At 60.4% G+C, this 14,411-nt stretch carries 12 protein-coding genes and 1 pseudogene; 8 read left to right on the top strand and 5 right to left on the bottom strand.

Annotated features, from left to right (window positions below):
* The first annotated feature begins 38 nt into the window (after positions 1 to 38).
* The 8 genes and pseudogenes from RRH01S_RS07510 (at position 39) to RRH01S_RS07540 (ending at position 9,723) form a co-directional block, all read left to right on the top strand.
* Entirely contained in the window at positions 39 to 794 is a 756-nt protein-coding gene (locus RRH01S_RS07510; RefSeq protein WP_007688905.1) for a FadR/GntR family transcriptional regulator, read from the top strand.
* 48 nt (positions 795 to 842) lie between these two features.
* Positions 843 to 1,835 carry an MDR family oxidoreductase gene (locus RRH01S_RS07515; RefSeq protein ID WP_034522525.1) on the top strand — a complete coding sequence of 331 codons (993 nt, stop codon included), beginning with the start codon at positions 843 to 845 and terminating at the stop codon, positions 1,833 to 1,835.
* Positions 1,836 to 2,350: 515 nt separating this feature from the next.
* Entirely contained in the window at positions 2,351 to 4,099 is a 1,749-nt protein-coding gene (locus RRH01S_RS07520) for a type I secretion system permease/ATPase (protein WP_034522524.1), read from the top strand.
* A complete protein-coding gene (locus tag RRH01S_RS07525; protein ID WP_034522522.1) occupies positions 4,096 to 5,406 on the top strand; it encodes an HlyD family type I secretion periplasmic adaptor subunit in 1,311 nt (436 codons plus the stop codon). Before RRH01S_RS07520 ends, RRH01S_RS07525 begins: the two co-directional genes overlap by 4 nt.
* 155 nt (positions 5,407 to 5,561) lie before the next feature.
* Positions 5,562 to 6,851, top strand: coding sequence for a hypothetical protein (locus RRH01S_RS07530; RefSeq protein WP_034522521.1), 1,290 nt, complete (start codon positions 5,562 to 5,564; stop codon positions 6,849 to 6,851).
* A 190-nt stretch (positions 6,852 to 7,041) separates the two neighbouring features.
* The gene (locus tag RRH01S_RS07535; RefSeq protein ID WP_034522519.1) at positions 7,042 to 8,217 is read left to right on the top strand and encodes a family 16 glycosylhydrolase; all 1,176 of its coding nucleotides are present in this window, start codon (positions 7,042 to 7,044) and stop codon (positions 8,215 to 8,217) included.
* Between the two features lie 99 nt (positions 8,218 to 8,316).
* Positions 8,317 to 8,496, top strand: a pseudogene (locus tag RRH01S_RS33915) (hypothetical protein); the annotation flags it as partial.
* Positions 8,497 to 8,520: 24 nt separating this feature from the next.
* The gene (locus RRH01S_RS07540) at positions 8,521 to 9,723 is read left to right on the top strand and encodes an MFS transporter (protein WP_034522518.1); all 1,203 of its coding nucleotides are present in this window, start codon (positions 8,521 to 8,523) and stop codon (positions 9,721 to 9,723) included.
* Between the two features lie 92 nt (positions 9,724 to 9,815).
* Here RRH01S_RS07540 and RRH01S_RS07545 read toward each other — a convergent pair whose 3' ends face one another.
* From RRH01S_RS07545 to RRH01S_RS07565, 5 genes are read right to left on the bottom strand one after another with little or no spacing between them, the layout of a single operon-like run.
* Positions 9,816 to 10,505 (bottom strand): GntR family transcriptional regulator, encoded by a 690-nt coding sequence (locus RRH01S_RS07545; protein WP_007688912.1) that lies wholly within the window; start codon positions 10,503 to 10,505, stop codon positions 9,816 to 9,818.
* Entirely contained in the window at positions 10,502 to 11,443 is a 942-nt protein-coding gene (locus RRH01S_RS07550) for a dihydrodipicolinate synthase family protein (protein WP_034522515.1), read from the bottom strand. The genes RRH01S_RS07545 and RRH01S_RS07550 overlap by 4 nt, the downstream gene beginning before the upstream one ends.
* Positions 11,440 to 12,573 (bottom strand): NAD(P)/FAD-dependent oxidoreductase, encoded by a 1,134-nt coding sequence (locus tag RRH01S_RS07555; protein WP_234711662.1) that lies wholly within the window; start codon positions 12,571 to 12,573, stop codon positions 11,440 to 11,442. The genes RRH01S_RS07550 and RRH01S_RS07555 overlap by 4 nt, the downstream gene beginning before the upstream one ends.
* Positions 12,573 to 14,000: an NAD(P)/FAD-dependent oxidoreductase gene (locus RRH01S_RS07560; RefSeq protein WP_034522513.1), complete on the bottom strand. Its 1,428-nt coding sequence runs from the start codon at positions 13,998 to 14,000 to the stop codon at positions 12,573 to 12,575. The genes RRH01S_RS07555 and RRH01S_RS07560 overlap by 1 nt, the downstream gene beginning before the upstream one ends.
* Complete coding sequence (locus tag RRH01S_RS07565; protein ID WP_309486258.1) at positions 13,997 to 14,314, bottom strand: (2Fe-2S)-binding protein; 318 nt, start codon at positions 14,312 to 14,314, stop codon at positions 13,997 to 13,999. Before RRH01S_RS07565 ends, RRH01S_RS07560 begins: the two co-directional genes overlap by 4 nt.
* Between the last annotated feature and the right edge of the window lie 97 nt (positions 14,315 to 14,411).

Here is a 14,411-nt window from a genome sequence, read left to right on the forward strand (position 1 = left end):
GCATGGCATCAATGCTTTCGAGCGAAGGATGGAGCTCTATGAATCTTAGATATGACGAAGTGGTAAGATCTGGCATCGCCAAACAGGTCGCCGAGAATATCAAGTCCGCGATCCTGGACGGGCGTCTGAAGATCGACGAGCGCTTGCCGACGGAAGAGGATCTTGCCCGCAGCTTCGGAATTTCGCGCCCGACGGTGCGCGAAGCGCTGAAGCGTCTGGCGGCGCAGAATCTCATTCATTCGCGTCGCGGCCCCCTCGGCGGCAATTTCGTGATGCGGCCCGATCCGGAAGGTCTGTCGAAGGCGATTACTGGTGCTGCGACGCTTCTCGTCGGCATCGGCGCTTTCGATATCGACGAGATCATTACCGCCAGGCTTGAGACGGAAACCATCTGCTGCCGGCTCGCCTGCGAGAACCGCAGCGAAGAGGGATTGCAGGCCATGGCGGCCGAGATCGCCTTGCAGCGGGATCAGGACATCAGCGATGAAGATTTCTGCGCTTCCGATGTGCGCTTCCATCGCGCCCTAGTCGACTCGACCGGCAACGGCCCCTTGAAGCTGATGATGTACATCGTGATCGAATCCTTCATTCCGATCACGAACATGATCGTCTTCAGGGTGCGGGAGCGCCGCCAGGTCGTTGCCTTCCACCAGCGGATCCATGAGGCGCTGAGCAATCGCGATGTCGGCGAAGCAACGGCGGCGCTCACAAATCTCCTTGCCTATGTGCGGGACAGCTATAGCGCCGCGCTCGATGCGCGCAGCCGTCGGGCCGGCGAGCAGGCGCAGTCCTGAATCCAGTCGGCTCACATCCTCAGAAGCATTGAAGGTCAAGGGAATTCCATGTCAGATTCTTTTACGGCAATGGTGATCGATACGGTTGATGGCAAACAGCAGGCCGGCTTCCGACAGCTGACCCTGGCCGATCTGCCCGACCATGACGTTCTGGTCGACGTTGCGTTTTCCACGGTCAACTACAAGGACGGTCTGGCCCTTTCCGGCAAGGGAAGGATTGCGCGCCGCACGCCGATGGTTGGCGGTATCGATCTTGCCGGCGTTGTCGTCGAGTCGCGCTCGGACAAATGGGTTGCGGGTGACAAGGTCATTCTGAACGGCTGGGGCCTCTCCGAGACCGAATGGGGTGGTTATTCCCGATACCAGCGGGTCAAGGCGGAATGGCTGATCGCGCTGCCGCCCGAATTCTCCCTGGAACAGGCGATGGCAATCGGAACGGCCGGCTATACCGCAGCCCTTTGCGTCAATGCCCTGGAGGATTGGGGAACGATCGGCGTCGACGATCGGGAAGTGTTGGTCACAGGTGCTGCCGGCGGCGTCGGCTCGGTGGCCGTGAGCCTGCTTGCCAACAAGGGCTACAAGGTAACGGCATCGACTGGCCGGCCGGAAACATACGATTATCTCGCCTCGCTGGGAGCCTCCGGTTTCGTTGAGCGCGCGGCGCTCAACGAGAAGGGTGGCCCGCTGCAGAAAGAGCGCTGGGCGGGCGCCATCGATTCCGTCGGATCGACGACGCTTGCCAACGTGCTGTCCCAGACGGTCTACGGCGGGGCGGTGGCCGCCTGCGGTCTTGCCGGCGGTGCCGATCTGCCGGCGACGGTCTTGCCGCATATCCTGCGCAACGTGGCACTGCTCGGCATCGATTCCGTCATGGCGCCCATGGTGAAACGCGAACGTGCCTGGCGGACGCTGAGCCAGCACTTGAATCCGGTCCACTTGGAGACATTAACGCGGATTGAGCCGATGTCGGCCTTGCCGAAAATCGCAGAGGATATCGTTGCGGGTCGCATCCGCGGTCGCGTCGTCGTGGCGATCACCTGACACCTGCTCATGGCTATATGCTGCGCTACTGAGGGCTGCTATCGGAACCGGCACTGCTCCTGAATCTCTCTTCGAACTTTGACACGAACGCAACTGCTTCTGTTCGTGCCGGATATGGCTGAAACTCTAATACTCTACCTTCGACATCGCCGTCCCGATGCCTGAACCGTTTGCGCTCGGCAACGGCATGGGTTCGATTTGGCGCGCCGCTCGCGTGCAATCTTGCGGCGTTCATCCATGTCGATCTGGGAGTAGGTGCGCTTCACGTCACGCTCCTCGCAAGCGATAAGCCGTTGTTATCCATTGCAAGTCGCACTTCGCCCTCGAGCCAACCAGGAGGAGTGGAGAGGCGAGCCGCGTCGCGTTCAGGATGGATTTCTGGGGTGATGTATATGTAAAGAAGAGTTCGGAAAACGAATGTATTTTTGAATAGATATACCGGTGGATTCGTAATAGTAATACCACCATTATTGGTATCTGCCTGGCGGTAGCAATAAATGAAGGATTGAAGCTGCATGGCTCTTCCGTCGAAAAAACTGCCCCGAACATTTCTGATGGCGGTACTGTCGTCGCTGCGAAAGGCGTTCCTCAGCATCGCGATCGCCAGCGCCGTGTTAAGCGTGCTGGCCCTGACAGGCTCCTTTTTTATGCTTCAGGTCTATGACCGGGTCATTCCCGGCCATAGTCTTCCAACGCTTGTCGGCATTGCGATCATCGCCGCGACCCTTTTCGTATTTCAGGGCATTCTTGAGCTGTTGCGTTCGATGCTGCTGGCACGCGTCGGCGTGGCGCTTGACGAGCGGATGAACGGTAAGGTCTTTGCTTCGCTGGTGCTTCAACCACAATTGATGCAGGCGCCAGGTGACGGAATGCAGTCGGTTCGCGATCTGGATAAGGTCCGGTCTTTCCTCTCCAGCACCGGTCCGATCGCACTGTTCGACCTGCCCTGGATACCGCTTTATCTCGGGCTGTGTTTTCTGTTCCACTTCTGGATCGGGCTGACTGCGACCTGCGGTGCCATCGTCCTCGTCGTTCTGGCGGTCCTTGCCGAGATCATGTCGCAGCGCCCGGCAGCCGAGGCCGCCAAACATTCGGCAGCGCGCCTTGCCTTTGCTGAAAGCGCGCGGCGAAACTGGGAGGCGGTTGTCGCAATGGGTTTCGTCGGCCGGATGACGGAGCGATGGACCGACATCAATGACGCCTATCTGGCAAATCAACTGGCAGCCGGCAACGTGACCGGGATGCTGACGACCACCTCGCGCATCCTGCGCTTGATGCTTCAGTCTGCCGTGCTCGCAGCCGGCGCTGTTCTCGTCATCCGGCAAGAAGCGACCGGGGGCATCATGATCGCAAGTTCGATCCTGGTCAGCCGGGCGCTTGCGCCGGTGGAGCTTGCCATCGGCCAATGGAGGGCGTTTGTCGCCGCCCGGCAAAGCTGGTCGCGGCTTGTTAGACTGTTGGAGATCATGCCCGCCGGACACCAGAGCATCAGTCTGCCGGCACCCAGGTCGAAATTGACCGTAGACAATCTGAGCCTCGCATCTCCGGGCAGCCGTGAGCTCATCCTTCGCAACATCTCGTTTGACATATCGGCCGGGACCGTACTCGGGGTCATTGGTCCCAGCGCCTCGGGAAAGTCGTCGCTCGCTCGTGCGGTCACCGGCCTCTGGCCGGCCGCGATCGGCTCGATACGTCTCGATCACGCCGCCCTCTCGCAATGGGACCTCTCCGACCTCGGGCGCTATGTCGGCTATCTTCCACAGGATGTCAGCCTTTTCGACGGTTCGATTGCCGACAACATCGCCCGCTTTGAAAAGCAGCCTTCATCGCAATCGGTTGTCGCCGCTGCGAAGTCTGCCGGCGTCTATGACATGATCGTAAAGCTCCCGCAGGGCTTCGATACCGTGATCGGGGAGGGTGGCTCCCGGCTTTCGGCGGGGCAGCGGCAGCGTATCGCACTTGCGCGAGCGCTCTACGGAGAGCCATTCCTGGTGGTGCTGGACGAACCCAATTCAAATCTGGACGCCGAAGGCGAGGCGGCATTGACCCAGGCCCTGCTCAATGTCGGTGCGCGGGGCGGCATTGCAATAGTCATCGCCCACCGACCGAGCGCTTTGATCGCGGCTGACATGGTGATGGTCATCGCCGGAGGGCGGTTGCAGGCGTTTGGACCTAAAGACGCGGTTCTCGGAAATCCGGCGAGGCAACCGATCAAACAGAGTGCGGTCCGGTTGATGGTCGCCGGCGAGGATGCCGGATCATGAGTGGATTAAAGCTGTCAACCAGCGAGCGTTCGATACCCAGACTTTCCGCTGTAATGCTTGGGACGATCGTCCTGCTTGTCGGCGTGATGGGGGGTCTTGCCGCGACGACGGAGATCTCCGGTGCGGTCATAGCCCCTGGAACGCTCGTGGTCGACAGCTATGTAAAGCCAATCCAGCATCTCAAAGGAGGAATTGTCGGCGACGTTGAAGTCAAGAACGGTGACCGTGTCGATGCTGGCCAGCTTCTGATCCATCTCGATGATACGCAAACGAGCGCCAATCTCGCGATCATACGAAAACGTCTGGACGAACTCTCAGCGAGAACTGCGCGGCTCGATGCGGAGCGCGATGGCGCGCCAGCGATCGCTTTTCCGGCAGAATTGCTTTCGCGGGCCGGCGAAGATGAAATCGCCCGGACGATCGCCGGCGAGAGACGCCTGTTCGACGATCGACTGGCATCCAGGCAAAGCCGCAAATCACAGCTAGGCGAGCGTATCCAGCAGCTGAGCCAAGAGGCGGACGGTCTGGTTGCGCAAGAGAATGGCAAGCGCATCGAGATCGATCTGATCGCCAAAGAGCTTGCCAGCCTCCAGCGTCTGTTTGAGAAGGGTATCGTCCCGGCGGCGAAGGTTTATGCGCTGCAGCGCGAGAGCGCCAGCCTGACTGGAGAGCTCGGCAATCTCGTCTCGAGCATTGCGCAGACCAAGGGTAAGATGACGGAGACCGAACTGCAGATCACGCAGGTCGACGACGACCACAGCGCCGAGGTGTCGGAGCAGCTGCGTCAGGCGCAGAGTGATACGGGGCTTTTTTTGGAGCGATTGATCGCCGCAGAGGACGATTTGAAGCGGATCGATATAAGAGCGCCGCAGGCCGGCATCATCGACCACCTGAGCGTGCATGCGGTGGGCGCCGTGATATCTCCCGGCGAAACTGTTATGCAGATCGTGCCGGATCAGGATGCGCTCGTTGCGGAGCTTAAACTTTCGCCACAGGATATCGACCAGGTGATCGTCGGGCAGCCGGTCACGTTGAGGTTGTCAGCGTTCAATCAGCGGGACACGCCTGAACTCAACGCAGACATCACCAAGATCTCAGCCGAGCTGACCACCGACCAGCATTCCGGCGCAAGCTACTATGTCCTTCGCGCCCACGTATCCAAGGCGGAGTGGAGCCGGCTTGGGAAGCTGACTGCCGTCCCCGGCATGCCGGTCGAGGGCTTCTTGCAGACCGGCGCAAGAACAGTCCTTGCCTACCTGACGAAGCCGATGGCGGACCAGATGGCCAGAGCCCTTCGTGAAGAATAGCATCTCTCTATCCCAAATCGATTTTGCAAACTTGTTGTAGTTGTAAAAGTTAGTCCGCAAGATCAATTGGATAGATAGTAATATTACTTTTGAGCTTGATTTTATATTTTTTAAACCGCAGGCTAAGACGTCATTTTAGCTTGGAGGAGGCCGAAATGGTTAAGCGAGTTCCGATAACAGCGGGGAATTTAACCGGCCATCAAATAGGCGCGGACGACATCTTGGTCGCGTCAGATTTGACCAGCATTCTTTACGGGGATGCCGGAGGAAGCCTGTTGGATCATGCCACGGGCGGCAATGATAATCTAACCATACATGGCTCGGGCAACTTTTATGGCGATGCCGTCAAAGATATTGCCGACCACGCAATCGGCGGCGATGATATTCTGTTCGCGCAGATAACTGGGCCAAGCGGTTCCACGACCAATTTGTATGGAGACGTGGGAGGAAGCATCTCTGACAGCGCGAAGGGCGGCAATGACGTTCTGAGCGCAGCTCCAAGTGCAACCAACATCACAGTCGCCATGTATGGTGACGCCGGAAAGAACATATCGGGCCATGCAGCGGGAGGCGATGATACCTTTAAGCTTTCCGCTTTTCAGAACACGTTTGCAATCTATGGAGACGCCGGCGGCGACCTGAAGGATCATGCCGTTGGTGGTAACGACACAGCCACGGACGGTAGCTCTGAAGGGTTCGTTACATTCTACGGAGATGCCGGCAGAAATATATCCGGTCACGCACATGGCGGTAATGACGTTCTCAATACAGGTCTTGAAGACAGCGTAACGTTTTACGGCGATGCCGGTGGCAATCTCGGCGATCATGCCATGGGTGGTAACGATACGATGAACGTCGCTTCCGTCGGGGCCGTTCTGGCCTATGGCGATGCGAAGAGCATGTCGGGTAGCGCCCACGGTGGTAACGACAGCCTTATCGTTCGGGCGCAACAAACCGCGAATGATATGATCGTGGGTGATGCGCAAACGATGTCGGGCAATGCTCATGGAGGCGACGACGTGCTGAATGTCGACGCCGTTCGCCACAGGGAAGGATCTATTACCCTGATCGGCGACGCCCAAACGATGTCCGGTCATTCTCGTGGCGGCAACGATACTCTGATCAGCGGCAACGGAAACGACGACATGTGGGGTGACGCGCAGGTAATGGTCGATCACGCCAAAGGCGGAAACGACACCTTCGTGTTTAAATTCAATAACGGCCAGGACAAAATCGGGGATTTTGGTCAGGGCGCTTGCAGCGCGGGATCGAATTGGGGAACCGACCATATCGACGTTTCCGCACTGGGAATCCAGGACTTCAGCCAGCTGACTATTTCAGCATTCGACCCAACCACGCATGACAGTCGGATTTCATTCGATACGGGTGATGTGGTTGTGCACAGTCAGCATTTGCTGACGGAACACGACTTCTTGTTCGCATAGGCGGCGGAAGCCGAGGTCCTTTTCGCGGATCCGCCGAGCGGCAGCTTCGATTTGATGAAGCTGCCATCGGATGGCGGGGATATCGGATCCCGCGGCGATATCGACAGGTTTTGCGTTTTGTTGGCGTTGGATGTTCGCGGTCCATGCAATTTTGGAAGCGCGGGCGGGTTCATTTGCCCTGGAGGTAGACATGTCTGCGATTGATCTTACCAAGTACAAGCTGACGTTTGACGACGAGTTCAACACTCGCAGCATTTCTCAGACGGGTAATGGCACGACGTGGGCCGATATCCGTCCACAATGGCGTTATGACGCCAATTCCGATATCGGTTTCGGTCACTCTTCATTTGTTGACCCTTCGTCGGGCTATGATCCTTTCAAAGTGAGCAACGGCGTGCTGACGATTACGGCCGTGCCCGACCGTACTGCATCGGGCATCCCCGGCAGCTGGGAATCCGGCCTGATCACCACGCAGGGGCATTTTTCGCAAACCTATGGCTACTTCGAGATGCGGGCTGACTTCTCGAACCTTGCCGGAGCATGGGAGGCTTTCTGGCTTCTGCCGGATCATGTGATAGCCGATCCGAACAAGGCCGGGCACTGGCAGGAACTTGATGTCGTCGAAAACTACGGGAGCTTTGAGAAGGGCGTATATAGCGGCATTCACACGACGGATGCGGCGCCGAACGTCAATTGGCAACAAAATTTGCAGGTCTATAGTGGGCTCGCTCAGCCAACCGGTTTTCACACATATGGATTGGATTGGAATGCGGATACCATAGGCTTTTACGTCGACGGTCAGCTTATGGGAACGAAGGCCACACCCAGTGACATGCATGGGCCAATGTATCTGCTGGCCAATCTGGCTACGCAGAACGATCCCCATAACAATGCGGATATTACCAAAGCGCCGATTTCGGAGCAGATCGATTATATCCGGGTGTATTCTCACCTTCCTGCCACCACTCCCCCTGCAACTGTCACGCCGCCCGCAGGCGGCACACCCACAGCCAGCGCCACTATCGGCGCTGGAGCCGACAAACTCGTCTTGTTGATCAGCGAGGATGCTTATCTTGGTGACGCCCAGTACAGGGTTACGGTCGATGGAAAGCAAATCGGCGGGGTTCAGACGGCCCACTCTCATCACGGTTCCGGTCAATCCGACCACTTATTGGTGCAGGGGGATTGGGACAAAGGCAGCCACGATGTCAGCGTGACCTTCCTGAATGACGCTTGGGCCGGGACAACCGCTACCGATAGAAATCTGTATTTGGATGGCGCTACCTACGATGGCGCAGATGTCGCAGGCGCGGAACATGCGCTGATGGGCGTCAGCGCATTTCACTTCCATGTCTTTGATATCTGAGGCTTGGAGCAATCATTGTTGTTCGCGTCTCGGTGGCCTGCTCCCTGAAAAATGATCCTTTGGGACGGATGGCTTAAGAGCCGATGAGGTGCGGGCGACGAGTTCGTCGGTGTCCTGGCCGCACAACTGTCTCGGGGAGCGTCGGTGGAGATGGCGGTGAGGAGCGCCCATCAAGCGGCCGCCATTCTTGTCTTGAGAGAGCGGGAGCGAATATTTGGCTTGAGCAGGTTTCGGCCGGGTCTAAACCTGCTAAAACCCTGTCACCCCACAATCGGCTGATTTGCCAGACCTTCGACATCCCTGATGACCCGCCTCCTTCCCGAAGTATTCCGCGACCCGACGATCCGGGTGAGCATGCTTGCCATCTTTGCCTTCGGCTTTGCCGGGGCTGCGACAACGCCCTATCAGTCCGTCGTGGGTATCCGCGAGCTCGGCCTGAGCAATGGGCTCTATTCGGTGCTGATTTTTTCGGCCGCCGCAGTGAACGTCATCGTCAGCATTCTGCTGGGAAACCTGGCGGACAGGCTCGGTCAATATCGCACGATGATGCTGACGGTCGCCATTTTCGGCATTCTCGGCTATGGGGCAGTCTATTTCATACCGGCACAGGCGACCTTCGTTGTCAGTGCGTTGTTGTTCCTGCCGGTCTACGGCTCCCTTAATTCGCTGCTTTTTGCCAATGTCAGGGTTGCGACCAAGGGAATGGAACGTAACGACGTCGCCACCGTCAATTCGGGTGTCCGGGCGATGATTTCGCTGTCCTGGGTTCTCGTGCCGGGTATTATCGGCGCGCTCCTTATAAATTCCGGAACCATGCTGCCTGCCTATCTTTTCGCAGGTCTGGCCTGTGCGGTCTGCTTCGGGCTGATCGCGGCTTTCCTTCCGCGCCAGAACGGCACCGACAAAGCCGCAACGCGCCATCTCTCCTATCTTGCAGCCCTCGGCGAGGTCGTCTCGCCGCCGGTCCTCGTGCGCGTGATCGCGGTGGCGCTGATCACCAGCACAGTTCATGTCAGCGACACTATTCTGCCCCTCATCGTCACCGGGGCTGCCCACGGGACCGTCGCCGATATCGGGGCACTCGTGGGGATCGTGGCGCTTCTCGAAGTCATATTCATCATCGTGTGGGGACGCGCCCAGCGGATCATGAGCCATGTCACCGCGCTGGCCATCGGCACGGTCATCTATGTCGTCTACCTGCTGCTGCTCGCGCAGGCATCGGCGCCCTGGCACGTCTACGCGCTGACACTTGTCAGCGGCATCGGGGCGGCTGCCCTCATCAGCATTCCCATCACATACCTGCAGGATCTGATTGCCGAGCGCCCTGGGCTCGGCAGCGCCCTGATATCCGTCAATATTTTCCTGAGCGCAGGTATGAGCGCCCTGCTCTTTGCGATCGGAACGGGGATGAGCAGCTATTCCGGTACGGCGGTCATCAGCGCGGCTGCCGGATTGGTCGGGCTTGCCCTGCTGCTCTTCTTTGATGGCAGCAGACGGCGCAGATAGTCGCCGGTGAACGCGGAATTATCCGACTTTGAATCGGCAGCGAACACAGACCCACAGCGGCACCACCAATCGACCAGATCAAATCTCCCTGTTCACGGTCTCCGACGCGCGGGAGTGGTGTCCCGGCCGCTGACGATGTCCAGAATCTCGGATGCGACATTGCGCAGATGAGTTACCATCGCCGCCCGTGCGCGCCGGCCGTCGCCTTTGGCGAAGGCGTCCAGGATGGCGACGTGTTCGGCGGCATCCGCCGCCACGCGACCCGACGGGCTGGTCAGTTCGAACAGGCGGGTGATGACGCGCAGCTGTTGGATCATCCGCACCAGTACGCCGTTGCCGAGTGCTTCCGGGAACAGCATGTGAAGACGGTCGTCGGTGTCCCAATGCTCGGCGGCTTGTGCTTCCAGCGCGCCGAGTCTCAGAATATCGCTGCGCAGCGCCTCGATCGTTTCCGGTTTGATGCGGCCGATCGCGAGCTCGACGGCTTCGCCTTCGAGCAGCTCGCGAACCTTGAGCGCCTGGAAGAACTCCACCGGCTGCACCCGGCGCACCGCGTAGGAGCGCGAGCCCTGCTTGATGAGCAGTCCCTCCGCCGCAAGCCGCAGGATGGCCTCCCGCATCGGGGTGCGGGAAACGTCGAGCTGCTGGGCGAGTCGTCCTTCCACCACGAGGCTGCCGCCCGGCAGCTTGCGGGTCAGGATGAGGCGGCTGAGTTCGTCATAGGCGCGCTCGCTGAGGCTTGCTTCGCCGTTGATGGCGGATAAAAGGCTATCGTCGTTCATGCATCGGAGCCTAGCAGTCCGGCATTGGCAAGGGCATGCCGCAGCCGGAGGATTTCGGAGGATGGCAGATCGGTGATGGGAGCGCGCGGACTGCCGTTGCGCCAATGTCCAAGCAGGACCATGCAGGCCTTGAGGCGCGCCGTGGCCCAGCCGACAGGATGCGTGCCGTAGATGGCGTTTGCCAGCGGCTGAATGCGTTCGCTCAAGGCGCGTGCCCGTTCCAAATCCCCCCCTTGCACTGCGCGATCCAGCGCCACGATCTCTCCCGGCATGATCACCGCTAGACTCACGAGACTACCTTCACTGCCGATCGCAAAACAAGAGAGGAGATGCTCGTCCCCGGATGCCATGATCTCAACGTGGGGCGCTGTGTTCTTAACGAGGCGGCGATTGCGGTCATAGGCGTTGCTCTCCCAGCTTCCCTCCTTGATCCCCACGACTGTCGGCAACTGGACCAGCCTGGAGAGCACGTCCGGCCGGTAGGCAAGCGCGGAAGCGACGCCAGCCTGATAGAGCATCATCGGTGTATCGACGGCCTCGGCGATGGTGCGATGGTGCGTCACGGCCATCTCGGCGTCCTGCGACAGCGCCCAGGAGAATGGCGGGAAGACGAGAATGGAATCAGCGCCGGCATTGGCCGCGTCTTCGGCATGGCAGACGGCTTCTGCTGTTGCCTCGCACAGGATCCCGCAGACGACGATATGGGTGTTGCCGATCGCTTTGACGGCGATTTCCGTCACCCGGTGGCGCTCTTCGCGGGAGAGCAGGATGTTCTCGCCCGCATGGCCGTTGCAAAGAACACCGACGATGCCCGGTTCGGCCGTCACGGAGCGGAAGTGATCGGCAAGCGCATCCTCGTCGATCGTGCCGTCGTCGCGAAATGGGGTGAGTGTAGCCACGTAGATGCCGCGGAAGGGGTGGTTTATGGCGGGTATCAAGCTGTTTCCTCCGGGTTCTTGATCAGTCGGGCGGGGTCGAAGAGCGGCATTTCGGGTTCGCGCCCGAGAATCCGCTCGGCGAGGAGCCGTCCCATGTAAGGGGCACTGGTATAGCCGGAGTGGGCGCAGCCGATCACATAGGCTTCGTCCAGTCCGGGCAGCGGCCCGATGATTGGCATGGCATCGGCGGTCTCGGATTCGAGGCCGAGCCAGATACGCAAGATGCGGGCGTCGCCAAGGGCCGGTATGGCATGACGGGCGAGCTGGACGTTGCCGATGAGGTTGTCCGGGATCGTCTCGACGCCGCCGCGGATCGGATCGCCGATGCCCTGCCAGCCGCCGCCGATCAGCACGCTGCCGTTTTCGAACTGCTTGAGCGACAGGAGGCCGTTGGCGATCCCGACCACGGTCTGCATCACCGGCCGCATACGCTCGGTGACCACGAGCTGGTTGATCAGGCATTTGATCGGAACGCGGAACCCGAGCCAGGCGAGCATCGTCTCGAGCCAGACACCGCCGGCGAGAACCAGCCGCTTTGCCGTCGTTCTTGCGCCGTCCTCATGCAGAATGGTGTAATGGCCGCCATCTGGTTCTATCCCGCTGACGGATGCGTTTTCGAGAAGGGTGACGTTCGCCGAGACCAGTGCCTTTCGATAGGCACGGCCCGTTATATAGGCGGTAACGTGCCCGTCGAGCTCGCAATAGGCGGCGGCGATGAGCGAAGGATTGAGACCCGGTTCTATCCGGAGAGCCTCGGCGGGCGTGATCAGCCGGATCGGCGCCCCCATCGCCGCGCGCGCCTGCGCCCTCTTTTCCAGCATCTCCCGTTCCGCCGCCGTGAAGGCAAGGGACAGTCCCGGAGCCGAGCGGGCACCGACATCCATGCCGAGCCAGTTCGGCGCGTCGAGCCAGAGTTCGCGTCCCTTCATGGCGTAAGGGATCAGGGCGGCGCGCGTCATGTGGAGCGTCAGCGTACCGGCATTGACGCCGGAGGCCTCACGGCAGATTTCGCCGCGGTCGATCAAGGCGACGCGCATGCCGGAGCGTGCGAGGTGAAGGGCCGCCGTTGCCCCCATCGCGCCTGCGCCGACCACGGCGATATCGAATGTTTGCGAAGGATTTTTTGACATCATAGCGGCGCGGGCGGTGGGAGCTTCAGCTCGGAATAATCGACCGGCTCGAGAAGCTGGGCGAGCGGAAGCGGACGAAACGGCGTCCGGCCGGTGAACATGCCTGATCTTGGATGTTGTCCTGTCGCCTGGGCGAGAAGGGCGCTCGCGATATCGCCGCAGATACGGCCCTGGCAGGGCCCCATGCCACAGCGCGTCCAGGCCTTGAGCTGGTTTGCACTGCGTGCGCCGTCCGCAAAGGCCAAGTCGATATCCCGCCGCGTCACGTCCTCGCATCGGCAGACGACAGCATCTTCGGCGATGCTTTTGATCTGCCCCGGCCTCAGAGCCATCAGCCCGGCCATGGCGCCGCCGAATCCGAGTGCCCATTTGGCGCTTCGGCGAAGGGGGGCGGATTTCTCCTCATAGGCTTCGCCTGAGAGGGCGCCGAGGTCGCGGGCGGCAACAAGGCCGGCAAGACGGCCATTCAGTGCCGCCGCCGCCGCTCCGGCGATCCCGGTGCCGTCACCGACCGTATAGAGACCAGCGATGCTGGTGCGAAAGTCGGCGTCGATCCGTGGAGCCCAGCCACCGCGAGCCTCGTCGAACGCATGGTCCGCCCGTAGCAGCCTTGTAATGTCCGTGGACGCGACAAGACCGTTGCCGACTGCGACGGCATCAACGATGAAAGTCCGCTCATTGCCCGCGATCGAACAACCACTCCGGTCGACGGGGCCGATCGTCACCTCGATCTCGTTTTCATCTTGCTTTACGGCGCGGCGGATGGCGTGGCGATAGAAAAAGGGAACGCCCGCGCCATGAAGGCGGGTCAGCCATCCGGCACCGCGAGCAGCAAGGTCGGGGCGGGTCAGGAATGCGGGGCTCTTTGCCAGCCACTCGCCACGGGAAGCGAGATCGACGACACCCGCCACCGTACCACCCGCCTTCAAAATTCCGGCGGCGACTGCCAGGAGAAGCGGGCCTTGCCCGGCGACCAGGGTGCGACGGCCCGGCAAGATGCGCTGCGACTTGAGAAGTATCGTCGCTCCGGCGAGGCCGATAATGCCGGGAAGCGTCCAGCCGGGAAACGGCACGACCCGCTCCTGCGCGCCGGTCGCGACAATGATCTTGCGGGCATTCCACGACACCGGTCCATCCTTCGCGAGAGCGTCGACCCGCAAGTCCGGCGAGACTGACCAAACAACATGACCGAAGCGGACGTCGACCGTGCTTTCGGCGAGCCGGTGGCGCAACGCATCTCCAGCGCGGCTTTCCGGGGTGGCCGGCAGGCCGGCGAAGGTGCTGGGCGGTGCGCGGTAGACCTGCCCACCTGCTGCGGGGGCTTCGTCGACCAGCACCACGCGCAGGCCGCAAGCGGCCGCGGACAGGGCAGCTTCAGTGCCGGCCGGACCGGCGCCGATGACGAAGACATCGCAGGTGTCGCTCATGCGATCGTTCCTTTTCGCACAATGAGGCCATCCGCACATTCCGTGCGACAAGCCGGCATGCGAACGCCGTTCACCTCCACAGTGCATTCCTGACAGAGACCCATCCAGCAGAACGCACCTCGCGGCGCATGCTCGTTTGGGCTTTCCCGCAGGGTTCGATAGCCGGCGGCCAGAAGTGCGGCAGCCACCGATTCTCCCGCGTAGGCGTCGACGGGATTGCCATCGAAGGTGAAGTGCACAGGCGTCCCCCGCCTCACATCTGGCTCTCGCAGACTGGGTCGTCTCAATTCGAAAGGTTGACTTTCGCCTGTCACGGTGTTTCTTTCGTCTATGAACGGTATACGATAGATACACCGTCGAGAACGCTAGTGCAACGGTTCGGATGCTGAAATATCTCCGGTCTGGCCACGG

Source organism: Rhizobium rhizogenes NBRC 13257 (assembly GCF_000696095.1).
GTDB classification, from domain to species: domain Bacteria; phylum Pseudomonadota; class Alphaproteobacteria; order Rhizobiales; family Rhizobiaceae; genus Rhizobium; species Rhizobium rhizogenes.

What these genes read in the sequence shown, in the direction of transcription:
- RRH01S_RS07560 (WP_034522513.1), bottom strand. Translation starts at nt 14,000, where the DNA reads ATGAGCGACACCTGCGATGTCTTCGTCATCGGCGCCGGTCCGGCCGGC.
- RRH01S_RS07555 (WP_234711662.1), bottom strand. Translation starts at nt 12,573, where the DNA reads ATGTCAAAAAATCCTTCGCAAACATTCGATATCGCCGTGGTCGGCGCA.
- RRH01S_RS07545 (WP_007688912.1), bottom strand. Translation starts at nt 10,505, where the DNA reads ATGAACGACGATAGCCTTTTATCCGCCATCAACGGCGAAGCAAGCCTC.
- RRH01S_RS07535 (WP_034522519.1), top strand. Translation starts at nt 7,042, where the DNA reads ATGTCTGCGATTGATCTTACCAAGTACAAGCTGACGTTTGACGACGAG.
- RRH01S_RS07530 (WP_034522521.1), top strand. Translation starts at nt 5,562, where the DNA reads ATGGTTAAGCGAGTTCCGATAACAGCGGGGAATTTAACCGGCCATCAA.
- RRH01S_RS07515 (WP_034522525.1), top strand. Translation starts at nt 843, where the DNA reads ATGTCAGATTCTTTTACGGCAATGGTGATCGATACGGTTGATGGCAAA.
- RRH01S_RS07520 (WP_034522524.1), top strand. Translation starts at nt 2,351, where the DNA reads ATGGCTCTTCCGTCGAAAAAACTGCCCCGAACATTTCTGATGGCGGTA.
- RRH01S_RS07540 (WP_034522518.1), top strand. Translation starts at nt 8,521, where the DNA reads ATGACCCGCCTCCTTCCCGAAGTATTCCGCGACCCGACGATCCGGGTG.
- RRH01S_RS07510 (WP_007688905.1), top strand. Translation starts at nt 39, where the DNA reads ATGAATCTTAGATATGACGAAGTGGTAAGATCTGGCATCGCCAAACAG.
- RRH01S_RS07525 (WP_034522522.1), top strand. Translation starts at nt 4,096, where the DNA reads ATGAGTGGATTAAAGCTGTCAACCAGCGAGCGTTCGATACCCAGACTT.